The organism is Paenibacillus camelliae, assembly GCF_023715345.1.
GTDB lineage: Bacteria > Bacillota > Bacilli > Paenibacillales > Paenibacillaceae > Pristimantibacillus > Pristimantibacillus camelliae.
The window spans coordinates 234,367-261,322 of the sequence record NZ_JAMBNY010000001.1 but is presented as its reverse complement, the minus strand read 5'-3'; the positions used below and the strand labels follow the sequence as shown (position 1 = coordinate 261,322).

The following is a 26,956-nucleotide window of genomic DNA, read 5'->3' as shown; positions in this document are numbered from 1 at the left end:
TTTTTGTTGTGAAGAGGGAGATTGATATTTTGTCAAAAAATAAAGCTATTATATATGACGCGAAGCAATGTCAGCCGATCAGGCAATCTGACGGTTATATATTGTTTGAGCCTATCTCTGTATCAATACGAGAAGGTGAGTGGATTACGCTAATTGGTCATAACGGATCGGGTAAAAGCACTCTTGCCCGCTTTATTGCAGGTCATCAACGTGCTGAGCTGGCGATCAAAGGAAGGGAAAATAGATTCAATCAAGAGCCGTTTCCTATCATCACTCAGCTGACGTCGCAATATTTGCTTGGCTCCACGCCTTTCGAGGATCTGATCATTTGCTATGAGCAGTATGGTAAAGCTAGTAAGGATAAATCTATCGAGGTGGAGATCGATGAGCTGCTAGCAACATTAAGGCTTCAACACTTAAAGCACGTCCCAATGAATCATCTGTCGGGAGGTGAGAAGCAGCTTGTTGCCATTGCAGGTGCTATGCTGATGGATACCAAGCTTATTGTACTCGATGAGGTAACCTCTATGCTGTCTGAGGACAACAAATGGCATGTATGCAGCCTTATTCGCTCACTTGCCCAGTCGCATGGCATTGCTGTGCTATGGATTACTCAGCAGCTGGATGAGCTTCAGGCTAACGATACAGTATGGGTAATGGACAAGCTGGAGCTTGTATATGATGGTTTAGCTGGACAGTTATTTACTAGCGTGGACGGGGAAGCTTCCGAAGCAAGGAAAAGGTCTCTAGAGGTGCCTTGGAGCGTCCGCAAAAGCTTGGAACTCGGCTTGCAGGCTGAACAGCTTCAGTTTAATCCATATGCTTTAGCAGAGGTGGTGAAGCGTAATGCACGTACAGCAACATAATCAAAAGCCTCAGCATATATCACTAATTCAGGCCAAGCTATTATCTGAGCATTCACAGCCTTTAACCTATACCTTTCATGCAGGTGCTTCTTATTTGATAACTGGAAGTAATGGTGCCGGCAAGTCAACGCTGCTTGATCGTCTCGCAGGTGTTGAAGATATCGCTGCAGGTACGATTACACTCGGCAGCGAGCAGCTTAGCAGCAAAAGCTGGCGTGGCAAATCGAAATGGAATAAAACAGCGCTTCTTCAGATCCAGCATGTATCTCAGCATGTGGAGGACAAATGGTTTGGCGGGACTGTTCAGCAGGAGCTGAAAATAATTAAGCAGCAATATCGAAAGCATCCCGAATTTGTAGAAGCTCAGCTGGATCATCAAGTGCTAGCCTTCGGAATTACAGAGGAGATTCAAGCGCAAGAGCTGATTAGCTTAAGTGTTGGTCAGCAGAGACGTCTCGCGCTAGCAATCGCATTTTCATTGCCAGCAGCTTGGCTGCTGCTAGATGAGCCGTTTGCAGGACTCGATTATGCTGGCAAGCAGCATTTGCTCAAAAGCATTGTGGAAAGCCAGCAGCAAGGAAAAGGTCTTATCATCGTCAGTCATCAGCTGCAGGAACTCGCAGCGACTGTGGATAAGAAGCTGGTTTTGAATGAGTCTGGAATACGTGAGGCTAGCGAAGCGCTACTTGAGTCAGATCAAGCACTTTTTAATAAGCTGATGGGCTATGGCTATGGTGTTGAATGTGAGAAAGAAAGTAAAAGGGTAGAATTTGTCCAGAAGAATGAGAACATAAAGGTTGAGTTCGATAGCCAAAGAGCAGTAGGTGAGGTAGGGAGCAAGCTTAAAGAAGGAGAAGAAGTAGGTAAAGGAGCTTCCGTACTTACAAGTAAGGATCGACATGCACGCGAGCGTTTCATTATGAAGCAAACGACATGGTTTGATCCGCGTGCATTGATGCTGGGGATGCTCATCTGCTCCGTAAGCCTTGTATTATGGGATAGCTGGTGGTCTATCGTAATCTATGGGCTGCTATCGATCACAACAAGTATGCTGCTTAGACAGAGCCTGAAGCCTTGGCTCGGCTTAATTATGGCATATAGCATCATGTCGATCATCTTCACCGTAGTAGGTGGACTTTCTATCAATCCACTAGGGTTTGATATAGAATCGGCATTGCCTATTGCACGGCGCATGGCGGCTCTGCTTATTATTATTGTGCTGGGGCTGCCACTGCTATCACTTATGACACCGTTTCGACTTCAGCGAGCGCTGCAGCAAAGCCTGCGCCCACTTCGCCGACTGCGTGTGCCAATTGATAGCTATGCCATTCTCGTATCACTAATCTTCCGACTGATTCCAATTTTAACCTTGCGTTGGCGCGTGCTGTTCTCACTATGTCGAACGCGCTTCAAGCAGGTTGGACTTTTTAAATGGAGTATGATGAACGCCTTAATGTTAGCCTACATGCGAAGTCTGCTGCTCGTTGCAGATCAAGTGGCGACTAGCTTAGAGTTCAGAGGCTTTGAACGGATTAGTGGTCAGTCCAAGCTCCATGTTAAGGTTGAGTGGCGTAAGCAGGATCATCTGCTTATGCTCATCTTAATCGCCATCGCGATTATGAACGCAGCCATTCATCAATAGCTGCTGTCCATTTTCCATGCTTATCGGCAAGCGTTGTTTGCCAGCCTAATTGTTTGGCTGCATTAATATTTTTTTCACTATCATCTACGAAATGGACTGGCATAGAGATGTGCTGGTCAACTAGTCTGAACCAATCAAGACTAGGCTTGTACATCCCTGCTTGATCAGATATGAAACAATTTTTGATATAAGCACGAGAATGGCTGAGCAATGGGCTCAGCCATTCTGTTCGATGATTACTCATAATAACGATATCGCATCGCTGCGACCATGACGGGAGCAGCTCAAGGGCTGGCAATGGCTTTAGATGATTGGTTATGAGGTTGCTTCTTTGCTCCTCAGCCACGATAACTCCACGAGCAGAGAGCCACTCCCACCATTGCTCCTCTGATATTTGGCCGCACCATAACTTTTCACTAACCTCGTCTTTATAATCAGCGTAAAGATGCTTCTGGTCACATGACCCGATGCTTGCAAGCTGCTCCCATAGCCCTGGCGTCAAATTACTCGCTAATACACCCCCGACATCAAGCACCAACGTTTTGTTCATCGCGTGACATTCCCTTCGATGTAGATCGTTTTTTATCGGCATACAGCCAGTAAAGCACAAAAATTGCAGCGATTACGGCTAGAACACCACCGAGCAAAAAGCCATATTCGATTCCATAGGATTTGTTAAGATATCCCGCAATGAACGGCCCCGAGAACATACCGATTGCGTAGATTGCTTGATACAGTCCCATCGCCGTCGCTTTCATCTGAGGCTTAATATCCATAATGGCCAAGCTTAGGAATAGTGGTAGGTGCAATCCTTGAGCAAACCCATTAAACGCTTGCGTTGCATACATCCAAGGTAAACTTGGCGCCCAGATTAAACCGAAGGTACATAAGCCGCTAATGATAAAAGCGATCAAAATCGTACGTTCAGAACCGATGGTAGGGATGAACCATTTCGTTGCAGCTATGGCAGCCAGTGCGTGAGGCAGCATAAAGCAAAACACAAGCAATGTAAGCTGAGTACCGCTTGCACCTAGCTCTGTTGCCTTAAGCGGAGTAAAGCCGAACATCGTAATAAACAATACGCCATGTGCGAGAATTGACAGCCAGCTGGCGCGCAGCAGCGGTTTAGTGCGGATCACTTCCTTAATTAAACTAGAAGACATGCCGTGCTCCCGACTTGTTCCTGTCGGTGGCTCATAAAGCTTCAGAGCAAGGAGCAAGCCTATAAAGCCAACGATAGCTCCTCCGATAAAGGGTGCCGATGTGCCAAGTAGATCAGTTAACCAGCCTGAAAGCAGCATACCGATCATTTGTCCGACGACGACAAGCAAGCTGATATGGCCCATCGCTTTTGGAATTTCTTCATTCGAGAACTGACCTGCATACATTACGGTAAATGCAACCCAAGTTGAGGCGCAGATACCTGCTACAGCACGACCAAGCAGAGGCCACACCCAAAGGTCTGGAATTAGAAATAATAAGCAGCTTAACGTCGTAGTAATCATCCCCGCTATGATGAAGGGCTTGCGTTTACCTATCGTATCCGACCAAATTCCGATCGGAAAGCGGAATAACAGCTGGATAAGACCGTAGCTTCCTAGTACAATTCCTATAAATTGCAGGGAATATTCCATTTTGGATAAATATGGTGATAGAATAGGAACATAAATATACATAGATATCCAGTACAAAAGGGTTACAATAGTAAAAAGCATCGATTGTCTTGATTTCATATGATCATCTCCCAACGTTTAATGTACTCGATGTTTATACAATTGTCACGTACTTCCTGATGTATTGGAGCAATGCAACATTTATGTACAGCTCTACGTTTAGAATAAGAAAAGCTAGATCGGAGTCATAGTGAAATGGATGGTGGAAGGGGTCATAATGTGTTTAATCGAATGAAATATATGCTGCTGATGATAGCACTAGTTAGCTTACTATGGATGACGCAAGCAATACCGGCAATAGCGACTAAGGCAGAGGGCAGCAATACAGCAGGAGACAAGCTTCATATTGATGTAAAGGTTGGCTACAACGGTCAGTATGTTTTCGGTAAAAGTGCACCTGTACAATTTACGGTGACCAATCATGATGATCGAGATCTGAAGGGCGAGCTTGTCTTAAACTTGGAGAATCATCGAGGGCTTTCGGTTGCTCATATCTTGCCGCTAGAGGTAACGAAGGGCAGCACCGTCGAGGCGTATATGACAGTAGCTGGAAACCTTACGCAGAACGAAACATTAATCCAATTCTACGAGGGCGGTGTTGATCGAGGGCAACTACTTGATACGACAGGCGTGAAGCATGCAATTGGGCAAAGTGTAGCGACAGCAACAACGATTGGTATTGCAGCGAATGATCCAGATACATTGAATTTTGTGGCATTTTTGAACAATCAAGGCTTTTCAATCACACCGATCGTGCTCGATGCCGATTTTTATGCTGAATCGATGAATGATTTATCGATGTTCACTTTTCTTGTGTTGAATGATATATCGACAGCAGAGTGGTCCGAGCAAAAGGTTAAGGCCATTAAGGATTGGGTTGCTAATGGAGGCACCTTGCTCTTTGGTGGTGGAGCAGGCTATGAACAGACCGCTGCAGCATTTGCAGACATCGTTCCCGTTGAAGGCAGAGATACGAAGCAGTGGGAGCAAGCGACCAAATTATCCGATTATGTTGGTATAACTGAGCCGCTGCAGCCGCTTCCGGTGATCAATGGAAGGCTTATTAAAGGCGACACCATTGTTCAGGATGGTGGCATCCCAATTACGGCAGTAGCACGGTTCGGACATGGGAGCGTATATTATACGGCATTTGATCTTGGGCTTAAGCCATTCTCGACATGGGACGGAAGAACGGCGTTTATTCAATCGCTGCTAAGTGAGCAATTGATGCTAGCCGGAACAGTCAATCAACCAGATATGTACGCAATGGAGAACAGCTCGAATTATTTTCCACGCTTGCATCCACCTGAAGTAGCTGCACTGCTTATTATATTTTTTATCTATATTTTAATTGTTGCACCGATTCTGTATGTCGTGTTGAAGCGTGTCGATCGCAGAGAATGGTCTTGGTGGGTGATACCACTTACGGCCGTGCTGTCGACGATCATTATTGTCGTGATCGGTTCAAGAGACAAATCTAGTCTGTACGTGAATGGAATACGAGTAGCGATGATAGATGAAGGCGCGGTACGTGAAACTGGAGTGAACAATATATTCATTCCTAACAGTAAGGATGTAGTAATGGAGCTCCCTGAGCATGTAAATCCGACTATAATGACAGGTAATACGAACGCAGGCTCAGAGGTAAGCACGAATAAGCAGCAAAGAGTTTATCATCATACTCCAAGCAAAGAGGTCATGTTTACAAATAATAAGTATTGGACAATGAAATCTACGCTGCTGGAGGAACAAATCTATAACGCAGAGCAATACGGCTCCATTACAGTAGACATTGAAGCTGTAGACGACCAGGATAATATGATGACTGTCTATAATGAAACGGGCGTAGATCTTAACCATGTTTCTCTCGTTGCCTATTCTAGATTATATTATATCGATCATTTGCCAGCGGGCGAGTCGCTCGAGTATAGACTGCCGCGAGCAATCTCAAGCAACGGGTTTGCAAATATGAATGCGTACCATAACAATTATGGGTCGAGTTTAAGTCAAGGAAGCGGGAAGGGTTGGGATGAGCTATCTAGAGAAACCTATCTTCTCGATAATACACCATTCTCTTACGCAGCGATGATTATCGCATTCAGCTACAAGGAGGATGAGGCAGGCTACGTAGTAAACAACAAGTCAGTGAAAAACGATGAGCTGAAAATGTGGGTCGTCAATATAGAGCAGCAGCTTAGTGAAGGGATATGGGCTCAGCAAATGATTGAACCAAATGGTGCAGTTGTTGAAAGAGGCGAATACTCCATCCTCAATGATAAAAAGCAGTTTTTCTCATTGACCGATGGAGCAGTAAAGTTAAAATATACGCTGCCATCTGATTACAATGGAACAGCCGAATTCATTCCGCAGCCTTCGCAGTTCAGTGCACAGCTAACGATGCAGATATACAATGTACAGAGCGGGGAATGGGAGGAAGCTACAACGAAAAGCTACGAACTAGATCCCTATGTAGATGAATGGAATAGTATAAAAATTAAGCTCGATAGCGGAAACGAATACTACGAGGGCATCCTGCCTATGCTGCTATTAGATCGCGAGGTGCAGCCATGACGGACAATATGATTGAGATCAGTGGACTAACTAAAACATTTGGCACCTTTCAAGCGCTGAAGGGGATCGACATGATTATTCCAAAAGGAAGCGTGTTTGGCTTTGTCGGACCCAATGGAGCAGGTAAATCAACAACGATGTCGATTATCGCAACCTTGATGCTTCCAACAGAAGGAACGGTCAAGGTGGATGGACTGGATGTGACGGAGCATCCGCATGAGGTTCGCAAGAAGATCGGGTATATGCCTGACTTCTTCGGTGTTTATGACCAGCTGAAAACAGAGGAATATTTACACTTTTATGGCGGCAGCTATGGCATACCTCGTAAGGAACGTGAGCAGCTTATTCCTCAGCTGCTGGAGCTCGTTAATTTATCAGACAAAAAGGATGCTTATGTAGATTCCCTCTCACGGGGGATGAAGCAGCGACTATGCTTGGCACGCTGCCTCGTGCATGATCCGGAGCTGTTAATTCTTGACGAGCCGGCTTCAGGTCTTGACCCTCGTGCACGCATTGAGATGCGCGAAATATTAAAGGAATTGAAAAGCATGGGCAAGACGATCATTATATCATCGCATATTTTGCCTGAGCTGGCGGAAATGGTTGATGAAATAGGGGTTATCGAGCATGGCAGTATGATTGCTGTCGGCAACATTAATCGCATACAGCAGCAATTGATGGCGAAGCGGCAGCTAACGATAAAAACAAGCGGTCGACAGGAGGAACTGAAGCAATTTTTGCTCGATCAGCCTCTTGTACAGGGTGTCTTTATTGATGGTGCGAAGCTTGAGGTGCAATTCTCTGGACAGGATGCAGAACAGGCTGCATTGTTAAAGCACATACTGCTGGCCGATTATGAGGTTATCTCCTACCAGGAGCAGCAGACGGATCTGGAAGATATCTTCCTAGCGATTACGAAGGGAGGAGGAGCAGAGCAATGAGTAAACTTCAACCTTTGCAGTCCGTGAAGCAGTTTTTTATGAATCCTGTTATTGACAAGGAATATCGATTACGGATGCGCACCTCCAGATCGATGTGGACATTGCTGGCATATTTGATTGCAATGGGCTTGTTTTCTGGCGTAATCTTCTCAATCGTAGGCATAGATATGAGAAATTCCATATATTCCAGTGGGTTTACGGGCATTGCGTTCATCGTATTGTCATTTGCTCAGCTAGGTCTTATTGCCTTTATGTCGCCTGGATTGACGGCAGGTGTGATAAGCAGCGAGCGTGAAAAACAAACTCTTAATCTATTACTGACTACGCAGCAAACGTCCTTTACGATCATTGTAAGCAAGCTGATTGCTAGCATTAGCTTTATGCTGCTTATTGTGTTTAGCACACTTCCTTTATACGGAATTGTATTTTTATATGGTGGGATTTCACCTGGACAGCTGTTAAGTGTATTTGCTTTCTTTATTTTTAATATGCTTGTGTTTGGAGCATTCGGTGTATTGTTTTCCACGATATTCAAACGGACGATGATCGCGGTTATTGTAACGTACGGTGTTGTGCTGTTTATGTTCGTAGGTACGGGTATTATCTACCTGCTGTTCTCGTTTGGCTATAATAGCTATGGCTTCGGTGGAAATAATCCGGCTAATGATTCGTGGATACTTCATTTCCTAGCGATCAATCCAGGCTTCGCATTGTACAGTGTGCTCGACGGTGGAGATTGGTATATGTCACTAGCTCGATCATCTCGAGCATCGAAGACGTTCTTCGATCATGTGCCGTTTTGGCTGGAGTACGTAATCTTTTATACAGCGATACTTGTGCTTGCTATATATGGAGCGATTCGCAATCTTAGACCAGTAAGCAGGAAGAAACAAGGAGTCTAGCCATAGACTCCTTTTCCTGCATTCCACATCCGATAATGCGGAGTAAGTTAATGGACGACAAGCTGAGTGTAACGTAGAAGGTAAGGAGGGCTGATATGACTGCGATATACAACCATTTAAAATTTATTGCTCGGCGATGGAATAGAACATCGTTGCTGTCTGCATTCATTAAGGGTGTTGTTTGCGGCGCACTGCCCGCTGCTTTTCTACTAATCGTTGCGAGATTCGTTCCGATTTTATATAGCAAATGGATCGCTGCGGCGATCTGGCTTCTATGTATCGTGATGTTTTTGATCATCAGATTAAGAAATAGAATGACTGCTAGCAGTGCAGCAAAGCTAGTTGACGTAGAGCTTGGCGATGATGCAGTCAGAACGGCATTAACCCTTCCTGAAGAGCAGCAGCTTTCAATGATGGGAAAGCATGTGGTGGAGCATGCAGCGATTGCAGCTGAACGCTACCGAGCCGAGCTGAAGCAACGCATACCTTGGCAGCGAGGCTGGAATGCGCGGCTATGGATGTCTTTAATGGGGTTAACTATTGTAATCATAGGATCGTTGTTCATTATGCCAAATGAGAAGGATGCAGTTGCTAAGCAGATGAAGGAGCAAGAAAGCTTGATTGCAGAGCTAGAAGAGGAATTACAGCATACGAAGGATGCTGTAGAGCAAGCGGAGCTGGAGGAGCAGGACAAGGAGCAGCTGTTGGCGAGCTTAGATGAATTGCTAGAGCAGCTAGATAACAAAGAGCGCTTATCACTATCACATGCCGAGCAGCTAGAGGAAGCACTTAAAGAGCTAAAGCAGCTCGAACAGGAAAAGGATCAAGCGGTTCAGCGCTTAGAGCAATTGAATGATGCTATGGAACGGGAGCAGTCACTTCAACAGCTGCAGCAATCGCTAGAAGCAGCAAAGGATATGGCCAAGGAGAGTCAGCAGCAAGCGGTTCGTGAGGCGTTAAAGCAGTTAACGTCAGAACAGGCCGATGCATTAGCGCAATTAGCGAGGGAGCTGGAAACAGCTCAGGCAGAGCTAGCTAATGAGCTTGGTAAAGCTGCAGAGCAGCTAGAATCAGATGGAGCGCTTACAGACGAGGATGCTGAACAGCTCGCTCGGCAGCTAAGTGACCTGCTGTCCTCTAATCTAAGCAGCAGCGAATTAAGTGAAGCTGGTAACTCATTAGCGCAGCAACTGTCAGATCTGAGCGAGGCGCTTGCTGGTGTAGACACTAATCTTAGTGATCAGCTAGCAAGAGCGGCAGATGAATATAAAGCGAATGAGCAAGAAGCGAGCCAAGGCTCCGGAACAGACGCTAATAATGATACTACAAGCAACGGCTCAAGCGATGGAGAAGGAGACGGTGCAGATCAGGAACCTGATCAAGGAGCAGGCCAAGGAGCGGGTCAAGGAGCAGGTCAAGGAGCAGGTCAAGGAGCAGGCCAAGGAGCGGGCCAAGGAGCGGGTCAAGGAGCAGGCCAAGGTGCGGGCCAAGGAGCAGGTCAAGGAGCAGGCCAAGGTGCGGGCCAAGGTGCGGGTCAGGGAGGCGGTCAAGGAGCGGGTGGCACAGGTGCAGGCTCGACACCAGGGCAGCATGCTACAGTCACTACGCCACGAATCTATGAGGGAGAAAGTGAGCCGACTGTTGATGGCGGTCCAAGCGCAGGAGGACAGATTAGCTCAGGAGGCATTTCACCAACGGTTACAGGTCAGCAAGGAAATTATTCTGAGGTGTATCGTGAATATGAATCGGCAGCCAAGGATGCACTTCAGCGTTCTAATTTGCCTGCTCATATGCAAAATAAAGTTCAGCAATATTTTGATTCAATACAGCCGGATTAACGACCGGCATGAAATGGAGGAAACGATCTTGGAACATACGCTGCAGATGGAAGATGCTAAACATATGATCGCAGAATTAAAGCAAGAAGTAGCGAAGGTCATTGTCGGTCAAGAGCAGGTGGTTGAACAGCTGCTCTGGTGCATGATCGCAGGAGGCCATGCATTACTTGAAGGGATACCTGGTCTCGGAAAAACGATGCTTGTTCGAACAGTTTCCGATGCAATGGAGCTAGAGTTCTCAAGAATACAGTTTACTCCTGATCTGATGCCGGCGGATATTACGGGTACGATGCTGCTTGATCTAAGCAGTCATACGCAAAGATTTAGCAAAGGACCGATATTTGGCAATATTGTGCTTGCGGATGAGATCAATCGCGCTACACCTAAGACGCAAAGTGCGTTGCTTGAGGCGATGCAGGAAGGAACGGTGACAGCAGGAGGAGAAAGCTATACGCTGCCTAGGCCATTCTTTGTTCTAGCAACTCAGAACCCAATCGAGCAGGAAGGTACGTACCCACTGCCTGAAGCTCAGCTTGATCGCTTTCTCATTAAGATCGGCATTCAGTTTCCGACGCGCGATGAGCTTAAGGAAATTGTAAAACGAACGACTGGTGTAAAGCATGAGTCTGCAAGACCTGTTATTGACGGCAAGAAGCTGGAAGCACTGCAGCAGCTCGCAAAGCAGGTGCTATGCTCTGAAGACATGCTTGAGCTTGCCGTAAGCTTTGTGATGCGTACGCATCCGCATGAGCAGGATGCACCTGAGCAGATAAAGCAATATGTACGTTATGGAGCTGGACCACGAGCGCTTCAAGCCCTTATAGCGATTAGTAGAGTAAGAGCTCTAACCTTGGGAAGAGCTCATGTCTCCTGGGGAGATATCACCTATGCAGCTAAGCCTGTGCTGCGGCATCGGCTTGGGCTTAGCTATGAAGCGCTTGCCCAAGGCATCGCCGCAGATACACTGATCGAGCAGATTGAGCGCACGCTTGAGCAGCAGCGCGCGAAGGTGTAAGGGAGGATAGCCATGACAGAGCTAGGTTCTAATAATATGCTTGCTGCGCTGCAGCAACTATTCCCCTATGAGGGCTGGCTAGCGAAGCTTGATGCGATGGCCTTGCACGGCGGAGCTCGTACGAGGGGGATGCTGGCAGGTAAACGAAGCTCAAGCAGCCTTGGCAGCTCCTTGGAATTTGCAGATTATCGTCCTTATATCGCCGGTGACGATATTCGAAGAATCGATTGGAACCTGTATGGACGTACGAACAAGGCTTATATTCGTCAGTATTGGGATGAGCAAGAGCGCAGCTTTCATCTGTATGTCGATAGCTCTCGCTCGATGACCGCAATTGGTGAAGGTGAGCATAATAAATGGCTTACAGCGCTTCGCATGGCAGCGAGTGTTGGTTATGTTGCGCTGCAAGGCGATGACCGAGTGAGTATTTCGTTGTTTAATGAGAAAGAGGTACACAGGCAGCTCCCGATGCTGCATGGCAAGCATGCAAAATTTACGATGATAAGCAGGCTGTCTGAATCGATCACAGAAGCCTCTATACCTTCGGAGGCGATCGACGAGGCGTTTGTCGAAGATGCGGGTTCAGCAATTAGCGATGCAGCAGCACCGTTTGCAGGCGGCAGCAAGCTGCCGCGAAGAGCTGGTGTGACGTGGATCTTCTCTGACGGACTGTATGAGCAAGGGTTAGACTCACTGTTATCTAGCCTGCAAGCAAGGCAGCAGCAGGTCGTGTTTGTTCATATTCTGCATGGTGATGAGCTAGCTCCACAGCTTGAGGGTGAGTGGCGATTCATTGATATTGAGACGAGTCGTGCCAAGGAGGTCGCGATGTCGCCTGCAGTAATAGAGAAATACAAGCGCGGAGTCAGCGAATTTCGCGAGCGGCTTCGTAAGCTCTGTGAGAGTCGTGGTATCGGATTTTTTAGCATAGTTTGCAGTGAAGCATTGCCTGATAGCTTCATGAAGCTGCTTTCGTCGGGCAGCTACATTCAATATCGGTAGTTGACGAACAGATCTGTAAATAACATAAACGGAGGTGAGAGCATGCACTGGCTTTCATTGACATCAGCATGGTTTGGGCTAGCTGCTTTGCTCATCATCGCCATGTACATATTGAAAAAACGCTATGAGCCAAAGCGAATTTCGAGTCATCTGCTCTGGCGACAGGTACTTCAGGAGCAGGAAGCTAACCGCCCATGGCAGCGATTAAAGCAGCAGCTGCTATTATGGCTGCAGCTCATGATATTACTGCTTATCGTTATAGCGTTAATGGAACCAGCAGTGGAAAGGAAGCTTGCAGAGGATACACATGCTGTTATTTTGCTTGATCGCTCTGCTAGCATGGCGACAAGTATAGACACAGATGGCAAGACCTACCTAGATACCGCTAAGCATGAGTTGATTAGCTGGCTCGACAAGGAATGGGGTGGGGGCGAAGTTACGCTCATCGTTAACGGCGAGTACCCACAAATTTTAGCTAACCAAAGTAATCAGAAGCAAGAACTCGTACGAATCATTGAGCATATCGATCCGTACTATGGCACTACCGATGATGAGACAGCATTAAGCCTAGCACGAGCACTTGCGAATAGCAGTGAGCAATCGATGATTCACTACTTTGTCGATGAGCGCTACAACATCAATCAAGAGGTCATACAAGCTGAAGATAATAGCTTAGAGATATGGCATATGTACGCATCGCCTGCGGCAGCTGAGGATGAACGGATTCGCAGCTTTACATTGTCTCAGGAGGAACGCGCCGTTCATGGCTTTGCGACCGTAATGCATGCTCCTCAAGAGCAGCGTGAGCTGGAGCTGACCGTAACCGCCTATAATGAGCAAGGGAGAAAGCTGTCAGATAAGAGCTACAAGCAATCGGCAGCAGCAAGTGGTGTTACAACCTTTCAGATGTACGACTTGCCACAAGGCCATTATTATATGGCACGCTTAACACCACACGATCAGGATCCTAATCCGTACAATAACAAGCAGTATGGGTTAATTGCTGAAGAACGGGTTTATGAGGCACTGCTCATCAGCGACGGCAATCTCTTTCTGGAAAAGGCGCTTCAGCTTATGAATGTAGGAGTAACGAAGCTGGCACCAACCTCAGCTGTTCCAAGTCAGGAGCTGTTGTCGACGGTTCATTTTATTATTACAGATGGTAGCTATGAAAAGCTTACGAAGGATAACGCATGGAAGGATGTGCTGGATCGTTTTCCACTTTGGATCGTTGATCACCCTGCAGCTGATCAGCAAGCTAAGCTAGTTCATGCGGAGCCTGTAGTAAAAGAGCATGAGGTAACACAATATTTCACAATGGACGATATATTTATTTCTTCAATTCGGGAGCTAAGTGCTGAGGAGCTAGCGCCGCATGACGTGCTCGTACAATACGGTGGAGCCGCTGCCATCCTTGCCGGAACACATAATCAGAAGCCATTGCTGCGCTATACATTTGCTCTGCAGGATAGTGATCTGCCGCTGCGAGCTGTGTTTCCGCTATTAGTGATGAATAGCGTTGATTATTTAGTATCTGGCTCTTCTAAGCAGCTTGGCTCTATGCTCGCCAATGCGATCCCTACGCTATCAATGTCAGCGGATACGAGCACGAGCTATTGGCACCATTTAGATGAAGAACCTAGTGATGAAAAGATAAGCGAGACCGCAGTTGAAGATGGATACGTCACAGCTCCATCCGTACCCGGCGTATATTCACTTATCGAGCTAAATGAGAAAGGCGATACTGTTCAGCAGCGTACAGCTGTCATTACGGCTGATGCAACGGAGTTTGCTACTGCCAGCATTGCCGAGCTAATTAGCGGCAGCTCAAACGCTGAGGAGCCGAATGACCAAGGCGAAGGCACAGGGATGAGTAAGCTGACGGCATGGCTTGCTGCCTGTCTAATGCTATTGTTGCTGCTAGAGTGGGAGGTGTATCGTCGTGGGATTTAATACTGCGTCACCTTGGTTGCTTCCGATCCTGCTGCTATTGCCGCTCTATGTATGGCTTCAATATCGCTATACTACGAGAATTACAGGAAGCAAGAAGCATATCGCCATCAGCCTTCGCACACTCATTTTGCTGCTCATCTTCATCATGGTAATTGGTTTAACACCATATACAATGGTTGAACAGCGAAATGTGCTTGTCCTTGTCGATCGCTCTGATTCTGTTGGTCATACTGATGAAGTTATCAACTATTTAAAACCGTTGGATAGTAAGGATGACAAAGATCATATGGCAGTTATGTCCTTTGCTAACAATATTATGATGGATCGAGCGCTGCAGCCAATAAAGCAACAGGAGTCGCTGCATTCGTTCCGCACCATTGTCGATCCCTCGCAAACGAATATTGCGGCTGCCCTGCGACAGGCTGGCGGTATACTGAATCAAGTAGGCGGAGGGAAAATTGTATTATTTTCTGATGGGTTAGAGACAATCGGAAGCTTGACGAAGGAAGCCCAGCTCATGGATGCAATGAATATTGTAGTAGATGTCGTACCGTTATCGAGTAAAGTCGGTGAGGATGCTGCGATCTCGACACTACATGTGCCAAGTCAATTAAAGCAAGGTGAAAAGTATCAGCTTAATGTAAAGATTGATAGCACGAATGAAGCACCAGCTGAGCTGCTCATCTATGAGAATGACGAACTCATTGCTGAGCAAATGATCCAGCTTATTAAAGGAACAAATACGTATCTAATTGATGCTTTAGCAACCTCTTCTGGAATAAGATCCTACCGTGCCGTGCTACGTATGGCGGAAGATACACAAGCGAAAAACAATACGGCCTATGCCTTAAGTCGGGTGAGTGGACCAGCAGGGGTGCTGATCGTCGAAGGAGAGCAAGGCAGCTCGCGTAATATCGAGGCTGCCTTATCGGCTTCATATATCGCCTATGAAACGATTCAGCCGGAGCAGCTAAGCTATGAGCTGGCACAGTATGTTCAGTATGATTCAATTATTTTTAATAATGTAAGTGCGGTCCAGCTGCCTCAACTAAAGATGGAGCATATTGAATCAGCGGTGCGCAATTATAGTGTAGGCTTCGTCATGATCGGCGGCGATAATAGCTTCGGAATCGGTGGGTATTTTGATACTCCTATAGAATCCATCTTGCCAGTAAATATGCAGCTATCAGGCAAAAAGAAAATTCCAGATCTGTCGCTCATGCTCGTCATTGACCATTCAGGCAGTATGTCGGGCTCGAAGATGGAGCTTGCTAAGGAAGCTGCTGCCCGCACGGTGGAGCTTATGCGAGAGGTTGATACAGTAGGTGTTATTGCATTTGATTCAAGACCGACCTGGATTGTACAGCCGACTAAGCTGCAAAACGGTGACGATGTTATTAGCAGCATCATGTCGATTCAACCAGCTGGAGGAACGGATATTTATCCTGCACTAAACGATGCGTTCGATGGGTTTGACCTGGACGCGGCGGGACGCAGGCATATCATACTGCTAACCGATGGCATCTCACCCTATACACCAGAGTATGAGACGCTATTAGCAGATATAAAAAAGAACGGGATTACATTGTCAACGGTTGCAGTTGGTCAAGATTCTGATGTTAACTTTCTTGCTAGACTTGCTGAGCTCGGCTCTGGACGCTCCTATTATACAGAGGACGAAACGACGCTGCCAGCTATCTTTTCAAGAGAAGCAACGATGATGTCACGCGCCTATATTGTCGATGAGCGCGTCTTACCTATCGAAGGCTATGCAGGCACCTGGACTAATCTATGGAGCGGCGGACTGCCGCATATTGATGCCTATGTAGCGACTAGTCCGAAAACTACGGCAGAGATCGCACTGTGGACACCACAGGAGGATCCATTGCTGGCTCGCTGGAATATCGGTTCAGGGAAAAGCGTTGCCTTTACATCAGATCTGAATGGCAGGTGGAGCTCAGATTGGGTGACATGGAGTGAATTCCCTAATATTTTCGTTGAGTGGGTGAAATGGACATACCCACAGTTCAGTCAATCTCCATACGAGCTGAAGCTAAGTGAACAAGGCAGCGTGATCGTAACTAGCAACGATGAAGCATCGTATTCGAATCTAGGAATGAGTATTCAGCAGGAAGACAGCACATCGATACTACCGCTGGTTCCGTTAGGTAACGGACGCTATGAAGCTGATGTCTCGAAGCTGACAAGCGGTATCTATCTATCGCAGATCGGAGAAACTAAGCCCACGAATTCAGGTGAGCAAGCCGAGCTAGAGAATGCTGTAACGACTGGCTTTGTTGTTCCATATTCAGCGGAATATCGTCTTGATGCCAATAGGGCTGAAGCACGTGAAAAGCTTGAAGCGTTGGCGCAGCTGACTGGCGGTCATGTACGCACGTTAGAAGAAGCAGAATCGTTATTTCAGTTTGATCCCGTAACGTTGAAGCAAAGCTATGATTGGTCAAGAGAGCTGTTGCTTCTTCTAATTATTTTATGGCTAGCTGATATTGCGAATCGACGCTTGGCATTACCTTGGGGAAGATGGCTAGCGAAGCTGAGAACGGCTACTAGCATGAGTAATGGACACAAGCAGCAGCGAACGTCCGTTGAACAGTCAACCTTCCAGCGCCTGAATGAGCGCAAGCAGCAGCTGGCAGAGCGAGGTAATACATTATTGACGAAGGAAGAGCAATGGGGAGAAGCAGCTCAGCAGCCCGTCGATCGACAGAATGATCAGAAGCTGCAAGTTTCTCAAGGCCTAGAAAACCATCAGAAAGAAGAGCCACATTCTACTGAGAAAAATGAAACGATGAATCGACTGCTTGCCGCAAAAATTCGGAGAAAGCAGTAGGTAGAACATAAAAATTTCACTTAGATTCCTTTGTGAAGGATGGACTTTACTTTTGAGTTTCGGTAAAATTTTGAGTATATCAATGAGAGGATGTTACTTCCATGTACAATGAAATTACTGCAGATGAACTTCAACAGCGATTACAATCTGGTGAAGCGATTAATTTAATTGATGTAAGAGAGCCTGATGAGTGGGAAGCTGGTCATATCGCTGAAGCTCGCTTAATACCGCTTTCTGAATTCGATGCACGTCAGAATGAGGTGCATGATAGAGAAGGAGAAGTTATTGTTATTTGCCGCAGCGGTGCACGCAGCGGTCGAGTTTGCGAGTTTTTGGCTAGACAAGGCTTCGAAGTGACAAATGTGAGCGATGGAAACTTAGGATGGCATGGTCCTGTTGTGTACGGCAAGTAAGTCAACTGCTGTTCGGAATCACCTTATCTAAATTATAGTTTTGCTTCAAAGAGCGAGCCTACTGTGCTCGCTCTTTGTGCTTTAAGCTCACATTGTGCTCAATACGTGAATCCCTTGAAACATTATGTTCATATGGGATGAAGAGCGTACATTAGCTTGCTGAGTAGTCGCTGACCAGCATTAGTCTTTTTCTTGCAAGAAAACAGTTTTACAGTCGACTGTTCTAATGAAATAAACAAGCGTAAGAAAAACGTATACTCCATTGGATATACTTGTACTGTTACATATCGCAACGATACAAAATTTATAGAAAAAAATGGGGATGCTTTAGCTGTTGATAGCTTTTTACCAGAATCAGAAGTAAGGCTATTCTCTCAAAACCTATTGATTTGAAAAAGGACTACGGCATACCATTATGTGCAAAGGAGATCATCCTCGTTAAAAGTAATTATAGAGGAAATAACGAGAATTTAGATTAATACAGCAATCCTTTGCATAATGTGCTATAGCAACTGGCACTGATGCTTTTTTCATGTTATATTAGCTAACAAATCATATACAAAAGCTGGAACTTTCTGAAAGAGAGTGAGATACATTGACTTTAACGAATGAACAACTGAAATCAATGCCGAAAATTGAGCTGCACCTTCATCTTGACGGTAGTGTGCTGCCACAGACCTTAATTGAATTGGCGGCTGAACAAGGAAAAGAGCTGCCAACGACAGCGATTGAGGAGCTGTCTAGTCTAATGCGGGCGCCAGAGACTTGCTTGGATCTGAATGATTACTTACGCACCTTCGATGTCGTATTGCCCTACCTGCAAACGGCAGAAGCGCTCGAGCGTGTTGCCTATGAGGTTGTTGACCAATGCGCTAGCGATCACGTACGCTACGTCGAGGTACGGTTTGCCCCGCAGCTGCATCGTCTTGGAGGTCTATCGATCGATGACGTATATGAAGCGGTCATTCGAGGCATGAATCGAGGAGAGAAGCAGTTTGGCGTTATCGTGCGCTGCATCGGAATCTGTCTTCGTGGGCACTCAGAGGAGCAAAACATGGAAGTCGTAGAAGCGGCTCAAGCATATTTACATAAAGGGCTTGTTGCTGTTGATCTCGCAGGCGCTGAAGCATTGTATCCTCCTGAGCTGTATGCTCCAGTCTTCGTTCGTGCACAGCAGCTTGGTATTCCGATAACGATCCATGCAGGTGAAGCAGGAGGTGCGCAGAATATCGAAACCTCCGTCCTCAAGCTTGGAGCAACACGTATTGGGCATGGTGTACGGCTACAGGAGGACTCGCATCTTTTACAGCAGATGGTTGAGCGCGGCATTCCGTTAGAGTTCTGTCCAATTAGTAATTTGCAGACAAAGGCGGTTACAGCTTGGGAGCTGTATCCGATTGTTGACTATATGAACAAAGGAATTAAAGTAACCGTTAATACCGATAATTTAACGGTTTCTCATACATCCTTAACGAAGGAGCTGCTTACGCTTCAGCAGCAATGCGGACTGACGACGGAGGATATTGTTCAGCTTCAACGGAACGCAGTTGAATCGATATTTCTCGAGCAGCCTGCGCGTGAGGAATTCATACAAACGTATGATGCTGCGCTGGAGCAATGGATTAAGAAGCTGGATATGTAATGACATGACAGCCTAGAGAGGAGAGCGCATCATGAAGAGTATTCGAAAGTATCGGCTTAATGATCGCGAGCATATAAAATCAAGTGAAGATCGAGAAGAATACGAGAAGGACTATGCTCGGCTTATACAATCCCCTGCCTTTCGCAGAATGCAGGGCAAATCACAAGTGTTTGGTGCAGGCTCAGGTGATTACTATCGCACGCGCTTAACGCATTCAATAGAAGTGTCCCAAATCGCACGCGAGCTATCGCGCAAGCTGGGCAAGCAATATGCATTCTTGAATCAAGAAATACATCCCGGATTAAAGCTTGTTCCAGAGGTCGTCGAGATTGCTGCACTTGCTCATGACCTAGGTCACCCTCCGTTTGGTCATCGCGGAGAGGAAGTGCTGAACGATATTTTACAGGCACGGTATGATGATTACTATGAAGGAAATGCACAAAATTTTCGTATACTGATGTTTTTGGAAAAGCGCGCGGGCAGTGATCGAGGACTAGATCTAACCGCAGCTTCCTTGCTGGCGGTGAACAAGTATCCGACACAGCTCGGTAAGGATGGACAGATTAAGGGTGTTTATGCAAGCGAGTGGGAAGGCATTAGCTATTTGCGTGATTTATGGCAGATGCCAAAAGGCTGCCGCACGCTTGAGGCGCAGCTAATGGATTTGTGTGATGATATCGCCTACTCAACACATGATATTGAGGATGGAATTCGCGCCGGTAAAATCCAGCTGACCGAGGATTTTTTACTTGATTCCAGACGTATTGACAGTGTTGTAAAAGAAATTGTAGAGGATCCTGCAAGCATGTGCTCATTGCACTGGTCTAACATCGACGTGCGAGAGATGGTCAGCAATGTGCTAGGAGATTACTATAAGCAGTGGAAAAGCATCTATGAGCAGTTTGGACGAGAAACCTCTCGTTCACGTCGAGAAATGAAGGCACAGTGGGTGAATTACTTCGCCTCGCTTGTTGGCATTATCGATGATCCGCATCATAGCGGCTGGAAGAAGATTACCTTCGTAAAGGATGGCGCAGAGGACGTCAATACGCTTCGAACGATGGAAATCTTGAAGAAGCTTGCTTGGGTGACGATGATTAAAGATTTTCGTGTGCAGCGTCTACAGAAGCGTAGTGAGAATATGCTGCGAAAGCTGTGGGAAAGCCTAGAGGATGAAGCGACAGGGAGATTAATCCTGCCGCCCGACTGGATTGAAACCTATGATCTGCATAAGCAAAAGTACCCGTGGCATCGATTAATCGCAGATTACATGGCGGGGATGACCGATCATTACGCGGAGAAGGTTTACACGGAATTGTTCGCAAGCAGAAGCGGCTCCATCTACGAACGAGATTAGTGGCGTAAAGACCTATCCAACAGATGGCAATCAACTGGTCGTGATCAAAAGTAAAAAGCAGAAGCTCTTTTCTTAGAGCTCCTGCTTTTTTTATTGCAATTTATGTCCGCTACCTATGTAAATGTGGACTAGCAAGCCGTCCTAGCGCATATAAGTAAATGATCCTTGTTCGTTCGGAAGTAAAGGAGGGTTAATATGCAGCAGCAAAATGAATGGAATGAAAACGAGCTGGTGCTCTCCGTTAGTGGGATGAGCTGTTCGGCATGCGCGACTAGAATCGAGCGTAGCTTATCGAAGCTGCAGGATGTGGAGCAGGTAGCAGTAAGCTATCCGCTGCGTACTGCATGGATAAAGGGTGATCCAGCTAAGCTAGAGCTAGGTCAAATTATAGCAAAAATTATATCGCTTGGATTTCAAGCAAAGCCATATACAGCAGCAATTGATGAGATGAAGCAGGAGAAAAAGATGCTTCAAAAGCGTCTGATTCTTGCGATCATCTTTACCTTACCGCTATTGTGTTCGATGGCCGAGCATATACCGATGCTGAGTCCTTTATTGACGTTATTTCCTGATTGGCTATTTGCCCCTTGGCTGCAGCTGCTATTAGCGACCTGTGTTCAATTTTTTATCGGCTTACCCTTCTATATTAGTGCCTATCATGCCATTCGAGAGAAGCTAGCTAATATGGATGTGCTCGTTGTGATTGGTACTTCGGCAGCTTATATCTATAGTCATTACGAGGTGTTTGCCAATGGATTGGATGGTTTGCTGCATTATGCGAGGTTCGATCAGCCTTCACTGTATTTTGAGACGTCAGCCGTTGTCATAACCGTTGTATTGCTTGGTAAATATATTGAGCTTTCAGCTACGCTAAGGCTGCAGGAGCAGCATGAGCCCTTTGCACAGCTTCAGATACATGAGGTAATGGTGGACCGTGATGGACATATATTCCCGCTGCGTCCGGCTTATATTGTCGCTGGTGATCGTGTTCGACAATCAGAGGGAGATATTGTTGGAGTCGACGGAATGATTCTTGCAGGTGAGGCTTATATAGATGAATCGCTGCTCACAGGTGAGCAGCAGCTAATAAGCAAATCAGCTGGTGATAAGGTTTGGGCAGGTACGACAATTAGTCAAGGTGCTTTAGTGATTCAAGCAATAACAGCGGGTAATGACACCTTGCTGCAGCGGATTCGTGAGCTGGTTAAGCAAGGTCAACGCTCGAAAACTAATATACAGCGTCAGGTGGATCAAGTCGTGCGGTGGTTTGTTCCCATCATTGTCGTACTAGCTGTTAGCACTGCGGCGATGTGGATACTGCTTGGCGCAAGCGAAGCGACTGCTGTATTAAGTGCCCTTGCTGTTCTACTCGTTGCGTGTCCTTGCGCACTCGGCTTAGCCGCACCGATCTCACTTGCGATCGCAAGCGGTCGTCTAGTGAAGCATGGCGTCATTGTGAAGGACGCTAGCATTATAGAGCGACTGCATCATGTAGCAGAGGTCATGTTCGATAAGACAGGTACGTTGACGGAGGGCAGATTAAGTGTTGGATTCGTGCATAGCTTCTATTATTCAAAGCAAAGAATGATCGCGATCGCAGCAGCATTAGAGCAATATGCTGAACATCCTATTGCGCAAGCGATAAGGAGCTACGGAGAAGAGCTAAACGTTAAATTGTACGAGGTGAGCGACGCTGAGCATAAGCTCGGACATGGCGTTGTAGGGATAATCGGAGAGCATCGATATATGGTAGGGAATGAGCGCTTGTTAAAGCTTGAAGGGAAGGTGCTAGCTCCCTATGTATCGATCATCGCTAAGGAACGCTTTAAGCTCGGAGAGACGCTATGCTATATCTATGAGGATGACCGGTGCATTGGACTGATTGGCTTGTCCGATCAGATTAAAAGTACAACGATCCCGGCAATCAATGCTCTGAAAAGAATGAAGATTGATGTGAGCATGGCGACTGGCGATCATGAGGGCTCTGCTTACCGTATTGGTCAAGAAACGGGCATCGCACATATGCATGCTAATTTGCTCCCCGATCAAAAGCTCGAGTTAATAAAGCAGAAGCAGGAGCGCAATCGTGTTGTAGCCATGGTAGGGGATGGCTGGAACGATGCACCAGCACTAGCAGGCGCACATATCGGTATTGCGATGAGTAACGGCACGGAGGCTGCGCTGCATGCTGGACATATGACCTTGCTGCATTCAAAGCTGACGAGCATTCCTGTATCGATTCAAATGAGTCGCCTTACTGTAAAAAATATAAAGCAGAATCTGCTCTTTGCTTTGATGTATAACTGCCTCATGCTGCCCGTTGCTGCATTAGGCTATCTTAAGCCATGGATGGCTGGCGTTGCGATGTCTCTCAGCTCCCTATGCGTTGTGTTTAATGCATTGCTGCTGCATCCTCGCTTGAATAAGGTGGAGGGATCTGAGCATGACATTAAGTAGTCTCATTCTCGTGTTCGTTACTGGTTTAATGAGTGCTGCGCATTGTATCGGCATGTGCGGCGGTATCATAACAGCGGTTACGCTGCAATCGAAGCTATCAGCCCTGAAGACGAATCTGCTATATCACATTGGACGCGGCTTCTCGTATACGTTGTTTGGCATCGTGCTAGGCATCATTGGCAGCTTTATTGAGGTGGCAGGAGACTGGAGCGGGATTAAGGGGGTAGCTTCGATCGTTGGTGGCTGTATGCTGCTGCTGTGGGTATGGCGAAAGATTCAGATCCCTCAGCTGGAGACGGTCTCAGCTCATGTACATGCAAGATTAATTAAGGTCGTTAAATACCTTCGCGGCGGTGAGCGAGTATACATATTAATGACAGGTATCGCATTTGGATTTTTGCCTTGTGGCTTAACGTATGCTATGGGAATGCAGGCAGCTTCAACCGGCACATGGTATGCAGGTGGACTGACGATGCTCGTTTTTTCACTAGGCACATTGCCAGCACTTGCGCTGACCGCATCGATCTCTGCAATCGCAACGAAGCAGTGGCGCAGAGTGATGTTTAGGATCGGTAATGGGGCAGCCATTATTATAGGCATATTAGCGATAATGAAAGGCTTGGCTGCCAACCACGTGATTCCATCGATCCATCATTGGCTTTGGTAATCGGAATTAATCTTATTAGTATGCTAACGTCCTTATTGATGGGCAGCCTGATATTGTGATGGGGTCATACCGACCTGGCGCTTAAACAATTTGGAAAAGTATAGTGCATCATGAAAGCCAACAGCCTGTGCTGCCTGGTGGACGGGAATTTGCTGAGCAAGCAGCAGCTGGGCTTGCTCTAGCCTTACTTTGATGAGATACGCTAGCGGTGACATACCGTGTATCTGTCTAAAAAGCTTCGATAAATGACTGCGATGATAGCCTGCTCGTTCAGCTAGCTCCGTAATTGTTAGAGGAAGCGGATAATTAAAATCTATGTAAGCAACCACCTCATCGATAGCGAGCTGAGCTGGTGATTTGCGTGAACGCATCGGGAGCTGCTGCTCTCTTTCCTCGCTGTAACGAGCTAGCAACAGCTGCAGATGAGCTGAAGCTTGCAATGCAGCAGGCAGGCTGCCCACTGCAAGCTGCTGACGAATTTGCTCGAAATACTCGCTCACCTCCGTAAAGGGGATGCTTCGTATAATGGGCTGCTCAGCTGTAATGCGACACGCCTGCAGCATAGGCTTGAAGCGGCTTCCTCTAAAGCCAACCCAGCAGTAGCGCCAAGGCTCGTCTTGATCGGCTTGATAACGTACAGATTCATCTGGAAAGATAAAAAAGCTATCCCCCTCTGAGAGCTGATAGGTAACGCCTCGCATCGTTACGCTGCCTTTGCCCGAGATAACATAGTGAACAATATAATGAGAATGAATAAGCGGTCCCATATAGTGCAGTGGATCCGTTTGTGATTGTCCTGCGAACAAGATCTCATCGACCTGAGGATCGAACGAGGTATGAATCGCAATATACTCTAGTTTTTCTGACATCGTTGCTCTCCTCTCAATATAATGCAACATTTGTCCATGAATTTGCTTGTAATTATCTATAGGCTTATAGCTTGTGAGCAAGTATATTATAAGTGTTCGATCTTAATAAATTCAAGTAAATCAAGAGCTTGAGAAGGAGAGATGATACGTGTCCAAAATTACATTCCTAGGTGCAGGTAGTACTATCTTTGCAAAAAATGTACTAGGTGATTGTATGCTTGTGCCGTCCTTGCAGCAGTTTGAATTGGCAATTTTTGATATTGATCCTGTTCGACTTAAGGAATCAGAGCTTATCCTGAACAACGTGAAGGAAACGGTCGGCAGCAGCTGCCGAATTGTCGCCTATGCTGATCGTAAAGAGGCGCTGCGTGGTGCCAAATATGTCGTCAATGCGATTCAGGTAGGTGGCTACGATCCTTGTACGATTACAGATTTTGAGATTCCTAAAAAATACGGCTTACGTCAAACGATTGCCGATACGGTAGGGATCGGCGGAATATTTCGCAACCTGCGAACGATTCCTGTTATGCTTGATTTTGCTAGGGATATTCAAGAGGTGTGTCCAGATGCGTTGTTCATTAACTACACGAATCCTATGGCGGTGCTAACGAATGTGATGAACACGTATGGCGGGGTCAATACAGTTGGCTTATGTCATAGTGTACAAGTATGCGTGAAGGATCTGTTATCTCATCTCGGCATTGAAAATAACGGAGTGAAGTCAAAAATCGCTGGAATTAATCATATGGCATGGCTGCTGGAAATTACGAAGGATGGGCAGGATCTATACCCTACAATTAAAGCGCTTGCCAAAGAAAAGCAAAAGGAAAAGCATTATGATATGGTACGCTTCGAGCTTATGGACAAGTTCGGCTATTATGTAACCGAATCAAGCGAGCATAACGCGGAGTACCACCCATACTTTATTAAATCAAAGTATCCAGAGCTCATTGATCGTTTTAATATCCCGCTCGATGAGTACCCTCGCCGCTGCATTGCGCAAATCGAGGATTGGCAGCGTAAGCGGGATGAGATTATGGCATCAGCAAGTCTAGGGCACGAGCGTACGCATGAGTATGCTTCCTACATTTTTGATGCGATCGAGAATGATAGGCCATTTAAAATTGGTGGTAATGTGATGAACACAGGTCTTATTACGAACCTGCCGAAGGAAGCATGTGTAGAGGTTCCATGTTTAGTTGACGCCAATGGCGTACATCCAACCTATGTTGGGGATTTGCCTCCACAGTTAGCTGCATTGAATCGTACGAACATTAATACGCAGCTGCTTACGATTGAAGCAGCGATGACACTGAAAAAAGAGCATATCTATCATGCTGCTCTGCTAGATCCACATACGTCTGCTGAGCTGTCAATGGATGATATTGTGGCGTTATGTGATGAATTAATTGAAGCGCATGGAAGCTGGCTGCCTAAGTATCAATAAGCAGGCTGGATTCATGTTTATCAACAAAAAAAGCGCAAGCTCAAAGCACGGGATAGTGATGAACTCCCTAATTGCTTACAGCTAGCGCTTTTTTATTGCAATGACATTTTGCTAGTTGCTCGTTTGAGCTTGATAAAGCATATGCAAGAACTAAAGCGTACAAGCTGTGACTGACAGCATGTACAACGGATGAGTCGCGAAAGTGATTAATCTAACCCATGCTGCTCACGTATAAGATATAGTCCGTTAACGAGCGGCTCTGCCGGATCACGATTCAACAAATACAGTGTCAACAAATATTGAATCGGCATTGCGCACACGTTGTTGCCATCCTTGATCGAAGGAAAGCCCGCTTCAAGCACAGGTCCAACCTTTTCATGCACGCTAATATTAATATATAGCTTTTCCGTATTGAATTCTTCACGGACGGATGAGGCGCAATGAGGCATAATCTGCTGATCAAACAGCTTTTTACTTTCCTCTTGGCTTTGTGGCGGTGTAGGCAGCGGTTTGCTGACCTGCTCATCGATCATATCGATAAAAAAGGAAGCAAGCCATTGCTGTGCGCGAGCGGCATCCTTATGCTTTTCCAGCATTTCATTCATTAAGAATCCACAAGCGTACTGCTTATCCGAATCATTATCCTTTAGCTGATAGGCAAACAATGGGCCAAAGCCTGGATGATTCATAATTCTTCCCTCAACTTGGAAGCTTTCAAATTCCAATTGCAGCATTTTAAGTGATCGAGAGTAGATCGTTGAGATCAGCTTTTTAGCTTCTTCGATTTTCTTGTCTTGGTTTTCATTCACGTCTGTTGTCATTAGATAGGTTTGCCTCCTTCCCTAAACAC

20 protein-coding genes are annotated in these 26,956 nt (G+C 46.3%); 16 read left to right on the top strand and 4 right to left on the bottom strand.

What is annotated here, in order from left to right; translation table 11 throughout:
* Positions 1 to 29: 29 nt before the first annotated feature.
* The gene (locus M3180_RS01235) at positions 30 to 866 is read left to right on the top strand and encodes an ATP-binding cassette domain-containing protein (protein ID WP_251665404.1); all 837 of its coding nucleotides are present in this window, start codon (positions 30 to 32) and stop codon (positions 864 to 866) included.
* Positions 847 to 2,508 carry an ATP-binding cassette domain-containing protein gene (locus M3180_RS01230; RefSeq protein WP_251665403.1) on the top strand — a complete coding sequence of 554 codons (1,662 nt, stop codon included), beginning with the start codon at positions 847 to 849 and terminating at the stop codon, positions 2,506 to 2,508. Before M3180_RS01235 ends, M3180_RS01230 begins: the two co-directional genes overlap by 20 nt.
* Here the strand turns inward: M3180_RS01230 and M3180_RS01225 are convergent.
* Both M3180_RS01225 and M3180_RS01220 read right to left on the bottom strand, forming a co-directional pair.
* Positions 2,483 to 3,058, bottom strand: coding sequence for an HAD family hydrolase (locus tag M3180_RS01225; RefSeq protein WP_251665402.1), 576 nt, complete (start codon positions 3,056 to 3,058; stop codon positions 2,483 to 2,485). The two genes, M3180_RS01230 and M3180_RS01225, sit on opposite strands and share 26 nt — an antisense overlap.
* The gene (locus M3180_RS01220) at positions 3,036 to 4,241 is read right to left on the bottom strand and encodes an MFS transporter (RefSeq protein WP_251665401.1); all 1,206 of its coding nucleotides are present in this window, start codon (positions 4,239 to 4,241) and stop codon (positions 3,036 to 3,038) included. Before M3180_RS01220 ends, M3180_RS01225 begins: the two co-directional genes overlap by 23 nt.
* Positions 4,242 to 4,376: 135 nt before the next feature.
* Between M3180_RS01220 and M3180_RS01215 the strand changes: the two genes are divergently transcribed.
* The 13 genes from M3180_RS01215 (at position 4,377) to M3180_RS01155 (ending at position 23,790) form a co-directional block, all read left to right on the top strand.
* Entirely contained in the window at positions 4,377 to 6,752 is a 2,376-nt protein-coding gene (locus M3180_RS01215) for a DUF8725 domain-containing protein (protein ID WP_251665400.1), read from the top strand.
* Positions 6,753 to 6,760: 8 nt separating this feature from the next.
* The gene (locus M3180_RS01210) at positions 6,761 to 7,693 is read left to right on the top strand and encodes an ABC transporter ATP-binding protein (protein WP_251666331.1); all 933 of its coding nucleotides are present in this window, start codon (positions 6,761 to 6,763) and stop codon (positions 7,691 to 7,693) included.
* Positions 7,690 to 8,595: an ABC transporter permease gene (locus tag M3180_RS01205; protein ID WP_251665399.1), complete on the top strand. Its 906-nt coding sequence runs from the start codon at positions 7,690 to 7,692 to the stop codon at positions 8,593 to 8,595. Before M3180_RS01210 ends, M3180_RS01205 begins: the two co-directional genes overlap by 4 nt.
* A gap of 95 nt (positions 8,596 to 8,690) precedes the next feature.
* Complete coding sequence (locus M3180_RS01200) at positions 8,691 to 10,433, top strand: DUF8809 domain-containing protein (protein ID WP_251665398.1); 1,743 nt, start codon at positions 8,691 to 8,693, stop codon at positions 10,431 to 10,433.
* 13 nt (positions 10,434 to 10,446) lie between these two features.
* Positions 10,447 to 11,448, top strand: a complete 1,002-nt coding sequence (locus tag M3180_RS01195) for an AAA family ATPase (RefSeq protein WP_432806886.1) — start codon at positions 10,447 to 10,449, stop codon at positions 11,446 to 11,448.
* Between the two features lie 12 nt (positions 11,449 to 11,460).
* Positions 11,461 to 12,450, top strand: a complete 990-nt coding sequence (locus tag M3180_RS01190) for a DUF58 domain-containing protein (protein ID WP_251665397.1) — start codon at positions 11,461 to 11,463, stop codon at positions 12,448 to 12,450.
* A 42-nt stretch (positions 12,451 to 12,492) separates the two neighbouring features.
* Positions 12,493 to 14,403 carry a vWA domain-containing protein gene (locus M3180_RS01185; RefSeq protein WP_251665396.1) on the top strand — a complete coding sequence of 637 codons (1,911 nt, stop codon included), beginning with the start codon at positions 12,493 to 12,495 and terminating at the stop codon, positions 14,401 to 14,403.
* Entirely contained in the window at positions 14,393 to 17,254 is a 2,862-nt protein-coding gene (locus tag M3180_RS22870) for a VWA domain-containing protein (RefSeq protein ID WP_251665395.1), read from the top strand. The genes M3180_RS01185 and M3180_RS22870 overlap by 11 nt, the downstream gene beginning before the upstream one ends.
* A gap of 101 nt (positions 17,255 to 17,355) precedes the next feature.
* Positions 17,356 to 17,667 carry a rhodanese-like domain-containing protein gene (locus tag M3180_RS01175; RefSeq protein ID WP_251665394.1) on the top strand — a complete coding sequence of 104 codons (312 nt, stop codon included), beginning with the start codon at positions 17,356 to 17,358 and terminating at the stop codon, positions 17,665 to 17,667.
* A gap of 595 nt (positions 17,668 to 18,262) precedes the next feature.
* Complete coding sequence (add, locus tag M3180_RS01170; RefSeq protein ID WP_251665393.1) at positions 18,263 to 19,309, top strand: adenosine deaminase; 1,047 nt, start codon at positions 18,263 to 18,265, stop codon at positions 19,307 to 19,309.
* A 31-nt stretch (positions 19,310 to 19,340) separates the two neighbouring features.
* Positions 19,341 to 20,666 carry a deoxyguanosinetriphosphate triphosphohydrolase family protein gene (locus tag M3180_RS01165; protein ID WP_251665392.1) on the top strand — a complete coding sequence of 442 codons (1,326 nt, stop codon included), beginning with the start codon at positions 19,341 to 19,343 and terminating at the stop codon, positions 20,664 to 20,666.
* A gap of 195 nt (positions 20,667 to 20,861) precedes the next feature.
* The gene (locus M3180_RS01160) at positions 20,862 to 23,123 is read left to right on the top strand and encodes a heavy metal translocating P-type ATPase (RefSeq protein ID WP_251665391.1); all 2,262 of its coding nucleotides are present in this window, start codon (positions 20,862 to 20,864) and stop codon (positions 23,121 to 23,123) included.
* Positions 23,110 to 23,790 carry a sulfite exporter TauE/SafE family protein gene (locus M3180_RS01155; protein WP_251665390.1) on the top strand — a complete coding sequence of 227 codons (681 nt, stop codon included), beginning with the start codon at positions 23,110 to 23,112 and terminating at the stop codon, positions 23,788 to 23,790. Before M3180_RS01160 ends, M3180_RS01155 begins: the two co-directional genes overlap by 14 nt.
* Before the next feature lie 32 nt (positions 23,791 to 23,822).
* On the opposite strand, the gene M3180_RS01150 is transcribed toward M3180_RS01155, so the two are convergent.
* Positions 23,823 to 24,659, bottom strand: a complete 837-nt coding sequence (locus tag M3180_RS01150; protein ID WP_251665389.1) for an AraC family transcriptional regulator — start codon at positions 24,657 to 24,659, stop codon at positions 23,823 to 23,825.
* Between the two features lie 148 nt (positions 24,660 to 24,807).
* On the opposite strand from M3180_RS01150, the gene M3180_RS01145 reads away from it, so the two are divergent.
* On the top strand, positions 24,808 to 26,106 hold the full coding sequence (locus tag M3180_RS01145) for an alpha-glucosidase/alpha-galactosidase (RefSeq protein ID WP_251665388.1): 1,299 nt from the start codon (positions 24,808 to 24,810) through the stop codon (positions 26,104 to 26,106).
* A gap of 206 nt (positions 26,107 to 26,312) precedes the next feature.
* On the opposite strand, the gene M3180_RS01140 is transcribed toward M3180_RS01145, so the two are convergent.
* On the bottom strand, positions 26,313 to 26,927 hold the full coding sequence (locus tag M3180_RS01140; RefSeq protein ID WP_251665387.1) for a hypothetical protein: 615 nt from the start codon (positions 26,925 to 26,927) through the stop codon (positions 26,313 to 26,315).
* Positions 26,928 to 26,956 lie beyond the last annotated feature (29 nt).

Bases quoted from the DNA above. Each gene is read 5' to 3' on its own strand.
- M3180_RS01215 (WP_251665400.1), top strand. From the start codon at position 4,377: ATGGATGGTGGAAGGGGTCATAATGTGTTTAATCGAATGAAATATATG.
- M3180_RS01155 (WP_251665390.1), top strand. From the start codon at position 23,110: ATGACATTAAGTAGTCTCATTCTCGTGTTCGTTACTGGTTTAATGAGT.
- M3180_RS01230 (WP_251665403.1), top strand. From the start codon at position 847: ATGCACGTACAGCAACATAATCAAAAGCCTCAGCATATATCACTAATT.
- M3180_RS01220 (WP_251665401.1), bottom strand. From the start codon at position 4,241: ATGAAATCAAGACAATCGATGCTTTTTACTATTGTAACCCTTTTGTAC.
- M3180_RS01165 (WP_251665392.1), top strand. From the start codon at position 19,341: ATGAAGAGTATTCGAAAGTATCGGCTTAATGATCGCGAGCATATAAAA.
- M3180_RS01190 (WP_251665397.1), top strand. From the start codon at position 11,461: ATGACAGAGCTAGGTTCTAATAATATGCTTGCTGCGCTGCAGCAACTA.
- M3180_RS01200 (WP_251665398.1), top strand. From the start codon at position 8,691: ATGACTGCGATATACAACCATTTAAAATTTATTGCTCGGCGATGGAAT.
- M3180_RS01225 (WP_251665402.1), bottom strand. From the start codon at position 3,058: ATGAACAAAACGTTGGTGCTTGATGTCGGGGGTGTATTAGCGAGTAAT.
- M3180_RS01185 (WP_251665396.1), top strand. From the start codon at position 12,493: ATGCACTGGCTTTCATTGACATCAGCATGGTTTGGGCTAGCTGCTTTG.
- M3180_RS01140 (WP_251665387.1), bottom strand. From the start codon at position 26,927: ATGACAACAGACGTGAATGAAAACCAAGACAAGAAAATCGAAGAAGCT.
- M3180_RS01195 (WP_432806886.1), top strand. From the start codon at position 10,447: ATGGAGGAAACGATCTTGGAACATACGCTGCAGATGGAAGATGCTAAA.
- M3180_RS01175 (WP_251665394.1), top strand. From the start codon at position 17,356: ATGTACAATGAAATTACTGCAGATGAACTTCAACAGCGATTACAATCT.
- M3180_RS01160 (WP_251665391.1), top strand. From the start codon at position 20,862: ATGCAGCAGCAAAATGAATGGAATGAAAACGAGCTGGTGCTCTCCGTT.
- M3180_RS01150 (WP_251665389.1), bottom strand. From the start codon at position 24,659: ATGTCAGAAAAACTAGAGTATATTGCGATTCATACCTCGTTCGATCCT.
- M3180_RS01210 (WP_251666331.1), top strand. From the start codon at position 6,761: ATGATTGAGATCAGTGGACTAACTAAAACATTTGGCACCTTTCAAGCG.
- M3180_RS01205 (WP_251665399.1), top strand. From the start codon at position 7,690: ATGAGTAAACTTCAACCTTTGCAGTCCGTGAAGCAGTTTTTTATGAAT.